The 18,640-nt window shown below is 37.1% G+C and carries 12 protein-coding genes and 1 pseudogene; 3 read left to right on the forward strand and 10 right to left on the reverse strand.

Translation table 11 applies throughout. From position 1 onward, the window contains the following. Window positions 1-335: 335 nt before the first annotated feature. The 9 genes and pseudogenes from lpxK to serC all read right to left on the reverse strand — a co-directional run bounded on the left by lpxK (window position 336) and on the right by serC (window position 12,025). The gene (gene lpxK, locus B6258_RS09120; protein WP_099074995.1) at window positions 336-1,325 is read right to left on the reverse strand and encodes a tetraacyldisaccharide 4'-kinase; all 990 of its coding nucleotides are present in this window, start codon (window positions 1,323-1,325) and stop codon (window positions 336-338) included. Then, a complete protein-coding gene (msbA, locus tag B6258_RS09125) occupies window positions 1,322-3,067 on the reverse strand; it encodes a lipid A ABC transporter ATP-binding protein/permease MsbA (protein ID WP_420820584.1) in 1,746 nt (581 codons plus the stop codon). The genes lpxK and msbA overlap by 4 nt, the downstream gene beginning before the upstream one ends. A gap of 36 nt (window positions 3,068-3,103) precedes the next feature. Then, window positions 3,104-3,352, reverse strand: coding sequence for a hypothetical protein (locus B6258_RS09130; RefSeq protein ID WP_099074996.1), 249 nt, complete (start codon window positions 3,350-3,352; stop codon window positions 3,104-3,106). Window positions 3,353-3,447: 95 nt separating this feature from the next. Continuing rightward, a pseudogene (locus B6258_RS09135) lies at window positions 3,448-5,825 on the reverse strand (DNA internalization-related competence protein ComEC/Rec2). Between the two features lie 428 nt (window positions 5,826-6,253). Continuing rightward, window positions 6,254-6,541, reverse strand: a complete 288-nt coding sequence (gene ihfB, locus B6258_RS09140) for an integration host factor subunit beta (protein WP_006537420.1) — start codon at window positions 6,539-6,541, stop codon at window positions 6,254-6,256. A 64-nt stretch (window positions 6,542-6,605) separates the two neighbouring features. Continuing rightward, window positions 6,606-8,279, reverse strand: a complete 1,674-nt coding sequence (rpsA, locus tag B6258_RS09145; RefSeq protein ID WP_006537421.1) for a 30S ribosomal protein S1 — start codon at window positions 8,277-8,279, stop codon at window positions 6,606-6,608. A gap of 173 nt (window positions 8,280-8,452) precedes the next feature. Next, the gene (gene cmk / locus B6258_RS09150) at window positions 8,453-9,139 is read right to left on the reverse strand and encodes a (d)CMP kinase (RefSeq protein WP_099074997.1); all 687 of its coding nucleotides are present in this window, start codon (window positions 9,137-9,139) and stop codon (window positions 8,453-8,455) included. Between the two features lie 312 nt (window positions 9,140-9,451). Beyond that, a complete protein-coding gene (aroA, locus tag B6258_RS09155; protein ID WP_099074998.1) occupies window positions 9,452-10,738 on the reverse strand; it encodes a 3-phosphoshikimate 1-carboxyvinyltransferase in 1,287 nt (428 codons plus the stop codon). Window positions 10,739-10,936: 198 nt separating this feature from the next. Continuing rightward, window positions 10,937-12,025, reverse strand: a complete 1,089-nt coding sequence (serC, locus tag B6258_RS09160; protein ID WP_099074999.1) for a 3-phosphoserine/phosphohydroxythreonine transaminase — start codon at window positions 12,023-12,025, stop codon at window positions 10,937-10,939. Between the two features lie 136 nt (window positions 12,026-12,161). On the opposite strand from serC, the gene B6258_RS09165 reads away from it, so the two are divergent. Together B6258_RS09165 and B6258_RS09170 are read left to right on the forward strand one after the other, a co-directional pair. Then, window positions 12,162-13,592 carry an MFS transporter gene (locus tag B6258_RS09165; RefSeq protein WP_099075000.1) on the forward strand — a complete coding sequence of 477 codons (1,431 nt, stop codon included), beginning with the start codon at window positions 12,162-12,164 and terminating at the stop codon, window positions 13,590-13,592. A 159-nt stretch (window positions 13,593-13,751) separates the two neighbouring features. Then, window positions 13,752-14,891, forward strand: coding sequence for a two-partner secretion domain-containing protein (locus B6258_RS09170; RefSeq protein ID WP_099075001.1), 1,140 nt, complete (start codon window positions 13,752-13,754; stop codon window positions 14,889-14,891). A 96-nt stretch (window positions 14,892-14,987) separates the two neighbouring features. Here B6258_RS09170 and ansB read toward each other — a convergent pair whose 3' ends face one another. Then, a complete protein-coding gene (ansB, locus tag B6258_RS09175; RefSeq protein WP_099075002.1) occupies window positions 14,988-16,025 on the reverse strand; it encodes an L-asparaginase 2 in 1,038 nt (345 codons plus the stop codon). 228 nt (window positions 16,026-16,253) lie between these two features. On the opposite strand from ansB, the gene ycaO reads away from it, so the two are divergent. Continuing rightward, window positions 16,254-18,011, forward strand: a complete 1,758-nt coding sequence (gene ycaO, locus B6258_RS09180; RefSeq protein WP_099075003.1) for a 30S ribosomal protein S12 methylthiotransferase accessory factor YcaO — start codon at window positions 16,254-16,256, stop codon at window positions 18,009-18,011. Window positions 18,012-18,640: the final 629 nt, after the last annotated feature.

Here is an 18,640-nt window from a genome sequence, read left to right on the forward strand (position 1 = left end):
CATAAAGCTCAATAAATATTTACAGTATCAACATGACAAAAAGATGACATGTTGATATTTATTGCGCACTGATAAAAAAGATAACCGAATATAGAGATAATTAGTCGCCATCAAAAATGGTTTTTATCATTCTTTGTACACAAAAGCCGACGCTATTTACTGCACAAAATATTAACTCTACATTCAAGATCCACAAACTCTCCACACAAGGCTTTTGAGTAGATAGGGTATTGGCGAGTTAAATTGAACTACGACAAAAGCGATATGCAACTGTAGGTAGGTAATCTTTTATGTAACGCTATCCTGATTTCCACTATAAATATCATTGTTTCAGATCAGATACAAGTTTTTTTCGAGCCGTAAATTAAATTGCTGACTTGTTTTAGCACAGATTGACTATTTAATTTAGCGCTAACGGGTAAATACCACCAATTGTCTTGTGCAAAATGCTGGCATTTAACCGCATCCTTTTCTGTCATAATAAGGGGTTCTAAATCAGGTGTTAGATCCTGTAATTCTTGAGCACTATAATCACTATGATCACTAAATGCTTTTGTTGTGATTAACGCTATCCCTTTTTCATGCAACGAATTAAAAAATCGAGGAGGATGACCAATTCCAGCGATAGCAACAGCCTTTTTAATTTGCTGAACTGATTTCTTTTCCCCCGTTTTAAGATTAACCACAATATCACCTTCCAGCACCATGCCTATCTCGTTATCTTGGCTTATTCCGCCATTAACGATAATTGCATCTACTGAATTTAAGCGCTGTGCACGCTCTCGCATAGGGCCTGCTGGTAACCACCAACCATTACCAAACCGACGCTGACCATCAATGACAACAATTTCATAATCACGCTGTAATGCATAATGCTGTAAACCATCGTCAGTGATGATCACATCAATCTCATATTGAGCTAATAACGCTTTTACTGCATCTCGTCGATTCGGTGCAACCGCAACAGGCGCTGTTGTTCGATGATGAATCAATACAGGTTCATCACCTGCCATGGCAGGTGTCGTATTAGATGTCAAAAGTAATGGATAATGGTCTGATTTGCCGCCGTAACCACGAGATACGACACCTGGTTTAAACCCTTGCTGTATTAATTGCTCAACAAGCCATATCACAACAGGTGTTTTGCCATTCCCACCTGCGGTTAAATTGCCAACAATCACAACAGGAACAGGGGCTTTCCATGATGCTAACCATCCTTTCTGATATGCAAAACGCCTTAACAGTGTGATAGCACCATACAACCATGAGAATGGAAGCAATAGGATATAAAACCAAGATTTACCAGACCAAATCCGTTCAATCATTTGCCAAATTGCATCCTGTGAAGTTGTGCATAAATACCTTGTTTCTCAATCAAATCAAGGTGTGCGCCACGTTCAACAATTTCACCATCTTCAATAACTAATATTTCATCCGCTTTTTCAATAGTTGATAAGCGGTGAGCAATCACTAAAGAGGTTCTGTTCTTCTGTAGTTCATCAAGTGCTGACTGGATAGCACGCTCAGATTCTGTATCTAGTGCTGATGTTGCTTCATCAAGAATAAGAATTGGTGAATCTCGTAATAACGCTCTTGCAATTGCAATACGCTGACGTTGTCCACCTGAAAGTAACACGCCATTTTCACCAATTTCAGTATCTAAACCTTTATCCATTTTTTGGATAAAATCCATCGCATGTGCCATTTTCGCTGCTTTTTCAATATCTTCACGGGTATACTGATCTTCACAAGCGTAGACGATATTGTTTGCCACCGTTTCATTAAAAAGATGCACATTTTGAGAAACCAAAGCAACTTGGTTACGCAAAGATTTCAAGGTGTATTCCCGAATATCATGACCATTAATCAATATCTCGCCTTCATTAATGTCATAAAAACGAGTGATCAAGTTTGCAATCGTAGACTTACCTGAACCTGAACGACCAACTAATGCAACGGTTTTCCCTTCAGGGATAGTAAATGACATGTTTTTCAGTGCTGGTGTATCTTTCGTGACATATTGGAAAGTCACATTACGAAACTCAATATCACCAGTTGGTTTTTTCAGTTCAAGCTTACCCGTGTCTTTTTCTTGCTCCATATCGAGGATAGCAAATAGCGTCTGACAAGCAGCCATACCACGCTGAAACTGAGCATTCACGTTAGTTAGTGATTTCAACGGACGCATTAATGCAACCATTGAGGAGAAGACAACAGTGATTGTACCCGCTGTTAATGTATCCATAATTTCAGGGAAACTTGCTGCATACAGGACAAATGCTAATGCGAAAGAAGCAATCAACTGAATAATAGGATCTGAAATTGACGATGCGACAACCATACGCATACCTTGACGGCGAATATGATTGCTCACATGATTAAAGCGTTTATTTTCAACTTCTTGACCATTAAAAATCAGAACTTCTTTATGCCCTTTTAGCATTTGTTCTGCGCTAGTTGTCACTTGTCCCATGCTATTTTGGATCCGTTTACTGATAATTCTAAAACGAGTCGATACCAAACGGATAACAACAGCCACAATAGGTGCGATAACGATAAGGATCAGGGATAATTGCCAGCTATAGTAAAACATCAAACCAAATAGTCCGATGATATAAGCGCCTTCACGTACAACAGTGATTAATGCACCTGATGATGAAGAGGCAACTTGTTCTGAATCATAGGTGATACGGGAGAGTAAAGTCCCTGTTGATTGCTGATCAAAAAAGCTCACTGGCATTCCCATAATATGAGAAAACAGTCGGCGACGCATATTCATTACCACTTTTCCTGATACCCAAGAAAGGCAGTAACTTGAAACAAAGTTAGATATACCACGCAGAACTATCAGCCCAATGACGGCAAGAGGCATCCATTTTAATACGTCATTTGTCGCTTTACCAAAACCTTCATCAAGCAGCGGTTTTAATAAAGAAATCATAAAGGCATCCACGCTTGCATTGATAATTAATGCAATTGCAGCCGCGATTAAACCCGCTTTGAAAATTCGGATCATTGGCCATAAGCGGCGGAATGTTTGCCACGTTGATAGATCTATATCATTCATATGTATTACCAAACTTTTAATAATTAGCCGGTCATTCTACTCGGGAAACGTCAAAATACCAAACCACTGATGATACCAACGAGGTAAAATATCTCGTCTATAGGTAAATACATCAATATTATCTTGATTAAACTCGATAGAAACTTGCCCACTATTAGAGGTTGTTAGCCAATTAATAGCTTCTTTTTTATAGCGATGATGTACTTTATCAGAAGGTAAACGCCAAAATACCAAACCACTGATGATACCAACGAGGTAAAATATCTCGTCTATAGGTAAATACATCAATATTATCTTGATTAAACTCGATAGAAACTTGCCCACTATTAGAGGTTGTTAGCCAATTAATAGCTTCTTTTTTATAGCGATGATGTACTTTATCAGAAGGTAAACGCCAAAATACCAAACCACTGATGATACCAACGAGGTAAAATATCTCGTCTATAGGTAAATACATCAATATTATCTTGATTAAACTCGATAGAAACTTGCCCACTATTAGAGGTTGTTAGCCAATTAATAGCTTCTTTTTTATAGCGATGATGTACTTTATCAGAAGGTAAACGCCAAGGGCTATAACGAGCAGCCGAAACGAGAGCAATTTTAGGTGATACTGCTCGGATAAACATCAATGTGGATGATGTTTGGCTACCATGATGAGGGACTTGTAAAACATCTGCTTTCAGTTGATCTTTTTTTACTTTTACCAATTGAGCTTCAGCTTCTTTCTCTATATCTCCAGTTAAAAGAATATTGTATTTACCATCGCTGACATTAATCACACAGGATTGATTGTTCTTCGGGGAGAATAATTTATTCGGTGGCCATAATGCATCAAATTGGATCCCTTTCCACTGCCATGATTTATTGCTTAAACACGGTAAATGCGAAGGATCGTCAAAACTACTGCGAATACTTAAGTTAGGATAAGTTTTTATTAAATCTTTAATCCCCCCGTATGATCAAGATGATCATGGCTAATTATCAATGCAACCGGTTTAAGTCGATGATTTCTTAAATAAGGAATAATGACACTTTTTGCAATTGAACCCCCACTTTTCCAACGCATTCCAGTGTCATAAATAATCGCCTCCCCTTCTTTTTCAATAATAATCGCCAAACCATGTCCAACATCTAGCATAGACATTCGCCATTGATATCGCGAAGAAGTGACGAACTCACAATATAAAAGAGTACCAATAGCCACAATACAAATAAAATGATGATACCACCATGACATTTTAATGATTAAAATAATACCAATCCCCAAAAATCCTAATAATAAAGGAATAGCGCCACTCTCTTGCCAAAATGGTAAAAATAATGGAGTACACCAAAAAGCAAGATTAATAGAAAGATCAATCCAATGCCAAATGAGTGGTTGTAAAAATGAAAGAAAGAATGTCAATAATCCAAACATTATTAATGGCACGGTAACAAAAGAAATAACAGGAACCGCCCATAAATTAACGATAAAACTAAAAAAATTAGCACCATTAAATAAATATAATTGAAATGGTAATAAGATAATTAATAAACCAAATTGTAAATGTATCAATCTTAAAATAAACCACCTCTTTTGATGATTATATTTAGTTTTTAATGGGTACATCCAATACCAAAAAATAATGGCAAATACAGCAGAAAATGAAAGCCAGAAACTGGCTGAAAGAATAGAAAGAGGATCAACAATAAGAATAAGAGCAGCACTCCAAAGTGCCCATTGCCAAGGTAAAAATAATCGGCTCCCCCAATGTAAAATAACCCAAACGGTTAATCCAATAACAGCTCTTGTTGCGGGTATTCCCCAACCTGATAACGCGGCATAGAAAACACCACATAGCCAAGCTATGACTAATGGAAACTGAGGATTAATCCATTTGATAGGAAAAAGAAATTGAATACCTCTTGCAAGAACCCAACCAGAAAAGGCAGCTAAGCCTATATGTAAACCCGATATCACAATTAAATGTGCAACCCCTGTTTTCATATAGAGATCTTTTTTATCAGGTTCAATATATCGCTTATCACCTAAGACTAAAGCAATAATTTCACCTTTATTTTTTGCTGTTTGCCAATAAGCTGAGATTGTCTGAATAAGTTGAGTACGCAGTGATATATCATCACGGATAAACGTTGCCGTCATCACTTTACCCGTTAACGTTTCTTTCATAGAAACAGCATATTTTTGGCTATCAAACCCACCTTCATTTAAATAGCTATGTACAGCTCTGAATTGGATTTTAAACCTCCAATATTGCCCTACTATGATATTTTTAGGCGGATTTCGCCAATACACGTTCGCATAAGCAGACGATGAAAAAAGCGTTCTTTTCGTAATAGGTATTTTGATAATAATATGACCGTCTGTTAACTGACGATAATCTATAATTTTGGTTTCAAGTGTTGCCATATTATCAGCAAACTGCTCTGTTCTCGTCATTAGCGATGATGCGGTCATATTTGAATAAACCCAGAAAAATAGAAATATCGCTAAAAATCGGAATGAGCAAAAAGGAATAAATAATAGAAATAGAGCAACAAGAATGATAATAGAGTAAATTGTCTGGCTAAAAAGAGTATGTTGAACTAATAACGGTAAGCTACCTAATATGATTGCCAAAGCAATTTTATCTAAAGTTAGCTTTGTGAAATAGAGTTTTTGAAAATAGGTTGAATGAAAGCATCTCCGTTTTATTGATACTGCCCCTAGCTCAAAAAAATTTATCATTCGATTCAATACAATCATTTTCAGCATCCTTACCTTCAATCATTCTTTAAATATCATGGTGTTATCATTTAGTTAAAGAAAGGCTTTTAGGTCATCTTTTAGCGATACTTTATAAAAAGAAAAAGATCTCTTGTTACATACAATAAATTTTGAGAAGCAACTCGTAAAAAATAAAACAACTAAGTGATATAGGTAATTAAATAGAGAAATTAAAACTAAAGCAGAATACAGTAATAAAGAAGAAAGGAGCTAGTGAGATAAAGTAAATAGAACGAATCGATCATTTAGCATTAGAGATGGAAGATGGAAGATGGAAGATGGAAGATGGAAGATGGAAAAAAGATTAAGGAGTAAAAAAACACACTAAAAGTCATAATAATTGGTAATAAAAAAACGGCACCTAAGCACCGTTTTTGAGAAAGTTAACTAACATCGTGCCATTTCGACAGGAGTTATTATTCCGTATAAATATTTACACGGTCACGTAACTCTTTACCTGGCTTAAAGTGTGGAACGTATTTACCTTCCAGATCTACTTTATCACCAGTCTTCGGGTTACGACCCGTACGCGGCGCACGGTAGTGTAGAGAAAAACTGCCGAATCCGCGGACTTCGATACGCTCACCATCAGCTAAAGTATCAGCCATATGATCAAGCATTTCTTTTACAGCTTCTTCAACCGTCTTAGCCGAAAGATGAGATTGTAGGCCTGCAAGTCTCTCGATTAACTCAGACTTGGTCATATTACCTCCCTAAACTACCGATAAATAGGCAACGATTAACGTTGCCTTCCGTTAATAACTTAAATTATTCGCCTTTAGCTGCTTTGAAAGCTTCAGCCATAGCGTTGTTTGAAAAACCAACTTCTTCTTTATTGTTTACAGAAGCGATAGCGTCTTTCTCGTCTGCTTCGTCCTTAGCACGAACAGATAAGTTGATAACGCGGTTTTTACGGTCAACGCCAGTGTATTTAGCTTCTACAGCTTCGCCAACATTCAGAACCAGAGTTGCATCTTCAACGCGGTCACGTGAAGCTTCTGAAGCACGCAGGTAACCTTCAACACCGTCAGCTAATTCTACAGTTGCGCCTTTAGCGTCAACAGCAGTTACTTTACCAGAAACAATAGCACCTTTTTTGTGAGCAGACAGGTAATTATTGAATGGATCTTCTGATAATTGTTTAACACCCAGTGAGATACGTTCACGTTCAGCATCAACTTGCAGAACTACAGCAGCGATTTCGTCGCCTTTTTTGTATTCACGAACGGCTTCTTCACCTGCAACATTCCAAGAAATGTCAGATAAATGAACCAGACCGTCGATACCGCCGTCTAAACCGATGAAGATACCGAAGTCAGTGATAGACTTGATTTTACCTTCAACACGGTCGTTCTTGTTGTGAGTTTCTGCGAACTGCTGCCATGGGTTAGATTTGCACTGTTTCAGACCCAGTGAAATACGACGACGTTCTTCATCGATGTCAAGAACCATAACTTCAACAACATCACCAACGTTAACAACTTTAGATGGGTGAATGTTTTTGTTAGTCCAATCCATTTCAGAAACGTGTACCAGACCTTCAACGCCTTCTTCGATTTCTACGAAGCAACCGTAATCAGTCAGGTTAGTTACACGACCAGTCAGTTTAGTACCTTCTGGATAACGTTTAGCGATAGCTACCCATGGATCTTCGCCCAGTTGTTTCAGACCTAATGATACGCGAGTACGTTCACGGTCGAATTTCAGGACTTTAACAGTGATTTCGTCGCCAACATTGACAATTTCGCTTGGGTGTTTAACACGTTTCCAAGCCATGTCAGTGATGTGCAGTAAGCCGTCAACACCGCCCAGATCAACGAATGCACCGTAGTCAGTAAGGTTCTTAACGATACCTTTAACTTCCATGCCTTCTTGCAGGTTTTCTAATAACTGATCGCGTTCTGCACTGTTTTCAGATTCGATAACCGCACGACGAGATACAACAACGTTGTTACGTTTTTGGTCTAATTTGATGACTTTGAACTCAAGCTCTTTGTTTTCCAGATGAGTTGTATCGCGAACTGGGCGAACGTCTACCAGTGAACCTGGTAAGAACGCACGAATGCCGTTCAGTTCAACAGTGAAACCACCTTTAACTTTACCGTTGATGATACCAACAACAGTTTCGTTTTCTTCGTAAGCTTTTTCCAGCATCAGCCACGCTTCGTGACGTTTAGCTTTCTCACGAGACAGAACGGTTTCACCGAAGCCATCTTCAACCGCGTCCAGAGCAACATCAATTTCGTCGCCCACTTGGATTTCTAATTCGCCTTGAGCGTTTTTGAATTGTTCTACAGGAATAGCAGATTCTGATTTCAGACCTGCATCAACCAGAACAACGTCTTTATCGATAGCAACTACAACGCCGCGAACGATAGCGCCAGGACGAGTTTCGATTGTTTTTAGGGATTCTTCAAAGAGTTGAGCAAAAGATTCTGTCATGTTAATGATCTTCAAGTAAATTTAATTAACGTCCATTTAGCATCCGGCCGAATGGGGTTGTTTCACATACCTCGTTACATCCTTTGTGACAAGGTCATCGGGCATTGTTGTGTTTTCATTAACACGTCAACCCGATTTTGATAATTACCTAGTATAAACGAAATAAAAATTAATTACGCTGATAATTGCAGATTTTTTTTAGCATAAGTCAACGATTTTTCAATGACTTCGTCAATAGACAAGCTTGTAGAATCGAGAATTAATGCATCTTTCGCCGCAACAAGTGGCGCAACAGCGCGATTCCGGTCACGGTGATCGCGTTCTTTTATCTCGGATAAAAGGCGCTCAAAGTTAACATTAAAGCCCTTTTCCTGCAACTGTAACATGCGACGACGCGCGCGCTCTTCTGCACTCGCTTCTAGAAATATTTTTACTTGGGCATCAGGAAAAACGATTGTGCCCATATCTCGGCCATCTGCAATTAAGCCCGGCGCTGTACGAAATGCGCGTTGGCGACGCAGTAATGCTTCTCTTACACGAGGAAAAGTCGCAGCTTGTGATGCCGTGTTCCCAACGGTTTCTGTTCGAATTTCAGTTGAAACATCTTCACCTTCAAGAATGACACTTAAGCCATTCTCATTAGGAATAAAACGCACATCTAAATTTGCAGCCAAGGGGACTAAAGCATCTTCTGAGGTGATATCAACATGGTGATGTAAAGCCGCTAATGCCAATACACGATAAATAGCGCCAGAATCGAGTAAATGCCAGCCAAACGCTTTCGCTAATGCTTGGCATAATGTTCCTTTACCTGCTCCGCTAGGCCCATCAACAGTTATAACAGGGACGATAACCGCCATGAGTTTCTCCTTTTCGTGGGCACTGCATTTCTGTATTTGTTGCTCTTATTACATTGATATAATAGGCATAGTGTTCAAACAGAGAAAAACAGTATTAATATATGCGCGACATTATACGCATACAATGTATAGGAAGAAACAAGCAGATAAGCACTAAAGCGTCTTATTTAATATTATTTTTTCGAGATAGTGTATTTTTTAGAAAATTTAATCTAATCACCATAGAAAATCGGCAGTATTGTTCTTCAAAAAGTCCAATACTGCCGATTTAACTGATTTAATTTTGACTTATTTTAATTAATGCTTTTTACATTAATTATTACGCTGAGAAAGTGTTTCTAATTTCTCAAAATAATCAGGGAAGGTTTTTGCAGTACACCCCGGATCAAGAATAGTAATTGGCGTATCTGAAAGCGCCACCAATGAAAAACACATTGCAATACGGTGATCATTATAAGTTTCGATATTCGCAGTGGTTAATTGCTTTGGTGGCGTGACTTTTAAGTAGTCGTGCCCTTCTTCAACAACAGCGCCCACTTTTTGTAACTCTGCAGCCATTGCCGCTAGTCGATCAGTTTCTTTTACGCGCCAATTATAAATATTGCGGATAACCGTTTCGCCTTCTGCAAAAAGTGCTGTGGTAGCAATGGTCATCGCTGCATCAGGGATAGTATTCATATCCATATCAATGCCTTTTAACGTTCCACGCTCACACTCAATATAATCATCACCCCAGCGTACTTTTGCACCCATTTTTTCAAGCACAGAAGCAAAATGAATATCCCCTTGTAAGCTATTTTTACCTATACCTGTAACTCGTACAGTACCGCCTTTAATGGCAGCAGCAGCTAAAAAGTAAGAAGCAGATGAAGCATCACCTTCTACAAGGTACTTTTCTGGAGATTGGTATTGCTGACCACCTTTTATAACAAAGCGTTGGTAGTCTTGGTTTTCAATTTTCCCACCAAAGGTATTAATTAAGGCTAAGGTAATATCAATGTAAGGTTTTGATACTAACTCACCTTTAATGGTGATAATCGTATCTTGCTCAGCTAAAGGTGCGGCCATTAATAATGCAGTCAAAAATTGGCTAGAAACACTGCCATCAACCTCAACATTGCCCCCTAAAAAACCACCACGTAAGCGAATTGGCGGATAATCCGTTTGTTCAAGATAATCAATTTTTGCGCCACCTTGGCGTAAAGCATCAACTAAATGCCCAATTGGACGCTCTTTCATACGAGGTTCGCCAGTAAGAATAATATCATGCTGACCGAGATTTAAGGCAGCCGCTAATGGGCGCATTGCTGTACCTGCATTACCTAAAAAGAGCTCTAATGGTGAATTGGTTTTAAATTCGCCCCCTAGCCCTTCAATATCACATACCGTATTGTCATTTGATAATTGATATTGCACACCTAATGCTTTTAATGCATTAAGCATATGACGAATATCATCACTATCTAATAAGTTGGTTAGACGAGTTTTACCTTTAGCTAAAGCCGCTAATAACAACGCACGGTTAGAGACACTTTTTGATCCTGGTAAATTAATAACACCTTCGATATGAGCGATAGGTTGTAATGTTAACGATTCCATAAACAGGTAAAAACTCCAATAAACAAGTAGATTAAACAGGGATGTTATTTAATTAAATATAAAATTATTTAGGTACTTGTATTTTTATTTATTAATTCTGTACTCGGTAATTCAATTTTAATTATTAACATCTTAAATATTGAATAACTAAGAAAACCTGTATTTTAAGCAGGTTTTCTTAGTTGAGAATTTTATTTATTACGCATGGCGACGTTCAAAATCAGCCATAAAATCAACTAATGCTTGAACACCTTCTAATGGCATTGCGTTATAAATTGAAGCACGCATACCACCTGATACACGGTGACCTTTTAAGGCGACTAACCCTTGTGCTTCTGCCTCTTTTAAGAATACAGAATCTAACTCTGGAGAAGACATTTGGAAAGGGACATTCATTAGTGAACGATTCTCTGTGGCAATACGATTGATATAGAAATCACTATTATCAATTGCACTATAAAGAAGTGCAGCTTTCTCATAGTTACGTTTTGCCATCTCTTGCAACCCACCTTGTTCTTTTAGCCATTTAAAGACCATACCTGATAAATACCAAGCAAAAGTAGGTGGTGTATTAAACATGGAATCATTTTCAGCAAGTACGGTGTAATCAAACACGGAAGGTGTCTCTTTGCGCGCTTTACCTAATAGATCTTCACGAATAATGACAATAGTTAAACCCGCAGGACCAATATTCTTTTGTGCACCCGCATAAATAACACCAAAACGGCTAACATCTATCGGTTGAGATAAAATAGAAGAGGAGTAGTCAGCAATAACAATTTTGCTGTCATCAAAATCTGGCTCTTCATGAATGGCAATACCATCAATGGTTTCATTTGGGCAATAATGCACATAAGCAGCATCAGCACTTAATTGCCACTCTTTCATTGGTTTAACACCAATTTTGCCATCAACTTCTGTTTTAATTTTAATGATATTTGGCGAACAATATTTTTCAGCTTCTTCAGCTGCACTTTTAGCCCAATAACCACCATCAATATAATCAGCGCTTGCTTTATCGCCTAATAAATTGAGAGGTAAAGCAGCAAAATGGCCTCGAGCACCACCGTGACAAAAAAGAATTTTGTAGTTTTCTGGCACATTGAGAAGATCGCGAAGATCTTGTTCTGCCTGATGAGCAACTTCAAGAAACTCTTTACTGCGGTGGCTAATTTCCATAACCGAACGCCCAAGTTCATGCCAGTTGCATAATTCTAATTCTGCACGACGAAGGACTTCTGCCGGTAACATAGCCGGACCTGCACTAAAGTTATATACCTGACTCATTCAAATTCACCCTATCTGAATATGTTTTTACAAAATGACCTTTATCGGTTGTATCATTCCCGTTAAATTGGCGCAATGATTATTGTGAACTAACGCATAATATACAGAGCATAAAAATAAGGGTTAGGAGTGTTTTATGTCGGGGAGTGTAAATAAAAAAGAAGAAGCGAGCTGGGGAATGCTTCTGCATGGAAAAAATAGTCTAAAATCGCTCGCTTTAGCAGGAGGTGTCGCATTACACGCAATTAATGTCTATATTACGATCACAACGTTGCCTTCAATTGTACGTGATATTGGCGGGCTTAATTTATATGCATGGAACACCACTGTTTTTATTCTAGCTTCAATTCTCTCTTCCGCATTAACATCTCGATTACTGAGTGTATTTGCACCTCGCAATAGTTATCTTTTTGCCACAATTTGCTTTTTAGCAGGTTCTGTTATTTGTGCGACAGCGCCCTCAATGCCGATATTACTTTTAGGGCGATTTGTTCAAGGCGCAGGCGGAGGAATGTTGCTGGCACTTGCTTACTCTTTAGTTAGAGTCATGTTTCCTCAACCACTTTGGTCTAGAGCCATGGCATTAATGTCTAGCATGTGGGGAATATCGACACTATTAGGCCCTGCATTAGGTGGAATATTTGCTGAGTATGATGTTTGGCGTGGTGCATTTTGGTCTATTTTATTTGTAGGTATTCCTTACGCTATTTTATTATTTACTATTCTTCCTACCGAAAATACTGCTGATATTATCGTCGCGAAAACCCCGTTACCTTATCAACAGCTTATTTTACTCATGTTTGCTGTATTATCTATTTCTATTGGTAGTCTCTATCACGTTATTTTATATAACGTTTTATCCTTTGTATTTGCTTTTATCTTTATTCTACTGCTAGTCAATATTGATAAAAAATCAAACGATGGCTTATTTCCTAAAGGAACATTTTCTTTTTCTGCACCACTAGCCCCCATATATCTCACCATGGCTTTATTAGGGATCAGTGTACAAACAGAAGTCTTTGTGCCCTACTTCTTGCAAATTATCCATCATATTACCCCACTGCTTTCGGGCTATTTAGCAGCATTGGTTGGTGCGGGTTGGTCTTTCTCTGCCATTATGTCTTCATCAAGCAAACAATCTACTGCTCAGAAATTAATGCGTTTTGGCCCAATGATTAATTTTTCAGCCATTGTGATCCTTGGTTTATTTATCTCTAATGTTCTAACCATACCTTATGCGCAAATTATCATTATTTGTATAGCCCTCTTTTTTACCGGTGCCGGAATTGGTATGGCATGGCCACATTATTTAACCCGTGTTTTACACGTTTCTCAGGGGCAAGAAGCGCAAAAAGCAGCAACATCCATTACCACTATCCAATTGTTTTCAACGGCTGTTGGCGCCTCTATTTCTGGGACTGTGGTGAATATGGCTGGATTAACAGATCCGGGCGGTATAATAGGTGCTCAAAATGCGGCACATTGGTTATTTATTGTATTTTCTTTTACACCTTTTATTGCTTTTTGTACCGCTAATATTGTTGTCAATCGAATCAAAGATCATTGAATCCTTGTTTCTTTCTTTATGATAAAAAACAAATAACAATTTTTATTCCTTGTTATTTGTTTTTTTATTATAAATAAAAACCCTTTTTATTTTATAAGGTTTATTCCTCTTAATATTGTCGATAAATTAACTTAGACAAATAGATAAAAGGAAAACCCTATGAAATTAAAAATTATAACTATGTTTATCGGATTCATATCCACATCATCAATATGTTTCGCTAGTAATGAAATAATTATTGAACCCAGTAATGAAAAAAAAGTATCTTACAATAAACACGAGTCGTTTAATGTCGATAAATCAGGATTAACGTTAAATAACATTGAGGCAAAAGCAGATTATATTATTAATGAAGTCATCAACGGCCCAAGTTCTTTATTGGAGGGTAATATAGGCGTAAAAGGGCAAACTGCTCATGTTATTATTGCTAATCCAAATGGGATTATTTGTGATAACTGCAGTTTTTCAAATACATTATCTGAAACTTTAGTAACGGGGAAACCCATTATTGAACAAGGAGAATTGATAGGCTACCATTTAGAAAATCACATTTCATTTCATGACCCACGATATTATAATGAAAATATTAAAGAAAATTTTGGTCGCATAATTTTACGTAGTGATAAGCATAAATTTAATATGGCATTTAATCAAATTAATATTATTTCTAATAATATTAATTTAGAAAAAGGTTTTATCTCTTCAAGAGGAAATATCGTTATCGATACCGGTGTTATTCGATCTTATCTCAATAAAAATAAGTCATATCCACTCATAAATGGCATGCGTACATTGGAGGCTGCTTATGAAGTCAGGCATCAAATAACCCTCGGCAATAAAAATAATACCGCACTCTCCCAAGGTTTATTTTCATTAAATAGAGTGATTATTAATGCCGATAATACAACTCTTGATAACTACGGTATTATTAGAGCCAATAATAAGAGTAAAAAAAGTATTTTATTTAACCTTAGCAATACAAAGTTTAATAACTATCATTATATTTCGACACAAGGACTTACCCTCAATCTCAAAGGCTATTCTACATTTACCAATAAAAAAGATGGTTTTATTATACAATCTTTGGGAAATAGAATTGACAGAAGACGAGGTGTTACACTAAAAGATACTGCGGTTCCCATGAATAATTTGACAATCGCTCTTAATCATAACGGTCAATTTATTAATGAAGGTGTATACAAAACAATTCGTTTATATACCCAAGATAAAAAAATAGATCGTATTGATAATCATAATGCAGTACTAAACAGTTATGATAAATTACTTAAAATAAAATAATTATTTCAAAAGAGAGCCATCTATTTATTGATATACTTAAGATGGACTCTCTTTTTTTAAATTTCCGCTAAAAATTTAACCTACATATAGCAGAAATTAATATTTTTCAAAGTTCTTTTGAATTTTTGCTGGATCTTGAGTTTCAGTCAGTGATAACTGTAATAACACTCTCGCTTTTTGTGGGTTTAAGCGCTCTGATGCAACAAAGCCATATTTTGCATCATCAACTTCACCATTTTGTGTAGTAAAACCGACTGGTACGCGACTTGCACGTACAACAACGACACCTTTTTTAGCACCATCAGCTAAGGTATCAAAAATATCAGTATATAAATTACCGTTACCCACACCGGCACTGACAATACCTTTGTAGTCGTTATCAATAAAGGCTTTTGCTGGTAAATTAGAGGCATTGGAGTAGTTATAAACAATACCCACTTTTGGTAATTCAGTCAGTTTGCTGACATCAAATGCAGGTTTGTCAGCACGAGGTAATGCCGCGGTATAATAATGAACCTTACCGTTATGTACATAACCTTGAGCGCCTGCGTTAACAGGCTGGAATGCTTGTACTTCAGTCGTGTTCATTTTCACAACATCTTTACCACTGATAACCGCATTATTCATGGTCACTAATACACCACGATCTTCAGAGGCTTTATCACTCGCAATCACAACCGCATTAAAAAGATTTAAAGGGCCTTCAGCACCTAATGCCGTTGCAGGACGCATTGCCCCCACCATAACGACCGGTTTTTTACATGCTGTAGTTAAATCAAGGAAATAGGCGGTTTCTTCCATGGTATCTGTACCATGGGTGATCACAAAGCCGTCTGTTTTGTCGCAATCTGCATTAATTTTATTAGCCAGCTTAAGCCATACTTGATCATTCATATCTTGAGAGCCGATATTCACGACTTGCTCGCCTTTTAAATTAGCGACTTTTTTAGCTTCAGGTACTGCATTAATCAATGTATCAATACCTAACTTGCCTGCGGTATAACTTGATGTTGTTGCTGAATCACCACCACCAGCAATTGTGCCACCTGTTGCTAAAATGGTGACATTAGGTAAGGCAAAAGCAGAACCACTGATTACAGCTAACAGGCTTGCGAGCAATGTTTTTTTCATCATCGAACTGATCCCTTATGAGTTTATAAATAAATCCAATTATGATGATTTAAAATTATTAATTCCGTGATAAATCGAACGAATTTATTAAAAAAAATCATATATCAAATAAATTATGAACGATAAATATAGTTAACCTTGGGTAAATGAGAGAAATTATTAGTGCATTACAGGGAGTTTCAGTATCATGTGCCCCTAACTATCACCAGCAAAATATTGATGAAACCTGCCATGTCACAAACATTTATTCCTGGCAAAGATGCCGCACTGGAAGATTCTATCGCTAGCTTTCAGCAAAAATTAACCGACTTAGGATTTAACATTGAAGAAGCTTCATGGTTAAACCCTGTTCCTAACGTTTGGTCTGTTCATATTCGCGATAAAGATTGCCCTTTATGTTTTACTAACGGTAAAGGCGCTAGCAAAAAGGCAGCATTAGCCTCTGCACTAGGCGAATACTTTGAACGTCTTTCAACCAATTATTTCTTCTCTGATTTCTGGCTAGGTGCTGATATTGCCGAAGGTGAATTTGTTCACTATCCAAGTGAAAAATGGTTCCCACTCACAGAAGATGATTCCGTTCCTACTGGCTTATTAGATGCGCGTTTACGCGAGTTTTATGATCCTGAAGGTGAGTTATGTGGTAGTGAGTTAGTTGATTTACAATCAAGTAATCATGATCGCGGAATTTGTGCTCTACCATTTATACGTCAATCTGATGAAAAGCCCGTTTATATTCCTGTAAATATTATTGCTAACTTATATGCTTCTAATGGTATGTCAGCGGGAAATACAAAGAATGAAGCACGAGTTCAAGGGCTTTCTGAAGTTTTTGAACGTTATGTCAAAAATCGCATTATCACTGAAAGAATTAGCTTACCTGAAATTCCTAAAGTAGTTTTAGCTCGCTATCCTGCTGTTATTGAAGCGATTGAAACATTAGAGCAAGAAGGTTTCCCAATCTTTAGCTTTGATGCCTCTTTAGGTGGTCAATTCCCTGTTATTTGTGTCGTGTTATTCAACCCACAAAATGGCACCTGCTTTGCCTCTTTTGGTGCTCACCCTGATTTTGGTGTGGCTTTAGAGCGTACTGTCACTGAATTATTACAAGGCCGTAGCCTTAAAGATCTCGATGTCTTTAATCCACCAAGCTTTGATGATGAAGAAGTCGGTGATCATACTAACCTTGAAACACACTTTATTGATTCAAGTGGTTTAATTAGCTGGGATCTATTTAAGAAAGATGCCGATTACCCGTTTGTTGATTGGAACTTCAGTGGTACGACAGAAGAAGAGTTCCACACCTTAATGTCACTTTGCCAACAGTGCGATGCAGAAGTCTATATCATGGACTACTCACACCTAGGTGTATACGCTTGTCGTATTTTAGTACCGGGTTTATCAGATATTTATCCTGCTGAAGATTTACAATTAGCCAATAACATTATGGGTGTACATTGGCGTGACACTATTCTTTCTCTACCAACAAGCCAAGGCTCTCAAGAAGAGTATCTTTCTCTTATTGGTCAATTTGATGAAGATGGTTTAGACGACTTTACACGTATCAGAGAGATGATTGGTATTGCTCCTGGCAAAGATAATGGTTGGAGCCATTTACGTGTAGGCGAATTAAAATCAATGTTAGCACTTGCGGGTGGCGATCTTGATCAAGCGCTCGTTTGGGTTGAATGGACTCAAGATTTTAATGCTTCTTTATTTACGCCAGAGCGTCAAAACTACTATCGCTGTTTACACAATCTCTTATTATTACAACAAGAGACTGAACGTGAATCAGAACAATATACGCACGCATTTTCTCGTATGTATGGTGAAAAAACATTACAGGCAGCCTTAAATGCAATGCAAGGTAAACAAGCATTTTACGGATTACAGACTATTGATCCTGATTTAGCTAATTTGCCTGTTCATCAGTCGTTACTTGCAGCCTATGAGAAATTACAGAAAGCAAAACGTCAATCGACGAAATAAGACTATTTTGTTTAAGGTTATTTATTAAATAATAACTAATTTTAACTGAATAATAAGCGCGTATTTAAATTGAAACACTCTATTGAAAAGTAGAGTGTTTTATTTTGCTGAAAATAAAATATTGACAGATTTGTCAACATGACAAATTTGCCATCTGACAAAATTGTCAAAATATGGCAAAAGTGACGATTTAAGGCATTTAATATGACACTATAAACTTACATTGAATTTTTACACTAAGAATAGCGCTTAATTCTAGATTAAATTGCTATTTATTTAACCAGATCTCAAAAATTAAAAAACCTTATTTTTATAATGGATATATGTCTGGAGTAATCACTAAAGATTAACCACAAATAAAGTAATGTTTATATTTATGACAAAAGTAAATAAAGCGTTAAATTTAATTTTTAATTCTTAACATACGGGGTTTAAATAATACTTTATATTTACTTTCCACTTTATTTATCCAGCTAGTCTAAAATTTTTTGATAATTTTTAAAAAATTTTTTCATTAATTTAATCAAATAGTTATAGCTAAAATAGCGGGTTTTTACGCACTAAAAACAGGATTCTAATGAGCGACCATGATCCATATCAATTTTAGAAGTAAGCCCCTTTGCTACTAT

Source organism: Proteus alimentorum (assembly GCF_002607735.1).
GTDB classification, from domain to species: Bacteria; Pseudomonadota; Gammaproteobacteria; order Enterobacterales; family Enterobacteriaceae; genus Proteus; species Proteus alimentorum.

Bases quoted from the DNA above. Each gene is read 5' to 3' on its own strand.
- lpxK (WP_099074995.1), bottom strand. From the start codon at position 1,325: ATGATTGAACGGATTTGGTCTGGTAAATCTTGGTTTTATATCCTATTG.
- msbA (WP_420820584.1), bottom strand. From the start codon at position 3,067: ATGAATGATATAGATCTATCAACGTGGCAAACATTCCGCCGCTTATGG.
- B6258_RS09130 (WP_099074996.1), bottom strand. From the start codon at position 3,352: ATGTATTTACCTATAGACGAGATATTTTACCTCGTTGGTATCATCAGT.
- ihfB (WP_006537420.1), bottom strand. From the start codon at position 6,541: ATGACCAAGTCTGAGTTAATCGAGAGACTTGCAGGCCTACAATCTCAT.
- rpsA (WP_006537421.1), bottom strand. From the start codon at position 8,279: ATGACAGAATCTTTTGCTCAACTCTTTGAAGAATCCCTAAAAACAATC.
- cmk (WP_099074997.1), bottom strand. From the start codon at position 9,139: ATGGCGGTTATCGTCCCTGTTATAACTGTTGATGGGCCTAGCGGAGCA.
- aroA (WP_099074998.1), bottom strand. From the start codon at position 10,738: ATGGAATCGTTAACATTACAACCTATCGCTCATATCGAAGGTGTTATT.
- serC (WP_099074999.1), bottom strand. From the start codon at position 12,025: ATGAGTCAGGTATATAACTTTAGTGCAGGTCCGGCTATGTTACCGGCA.
- B6258_RS09165 (WP_099075000.1), top strand. From the start codon at position 12,162: ATGTCGGGGAGTGTAAATAAAAAAGAAGAAGCGAGCTGGGGAATGCTT.
- B6258_RS09170 (WP_099075001.1), top strand. From the start codon at position 13,752: ATGAAATTAAAAATTATAACTATGTTTATCGGATTCATATCCACATCA.
- ansB (WP_099075002.1), bottom strand. From the start codon at position 16,025: ATGATGAAAAAAACATTGCTCGCAAGCCTGTTAGCTGTAATCAGTGGT.
- ycaO (WP_099075003.1), top strand. From the start codon at position 16,254: ATGTCACAAACATTTATTCCTGGCAAAGATGCCGCACTGGAAGATTCT.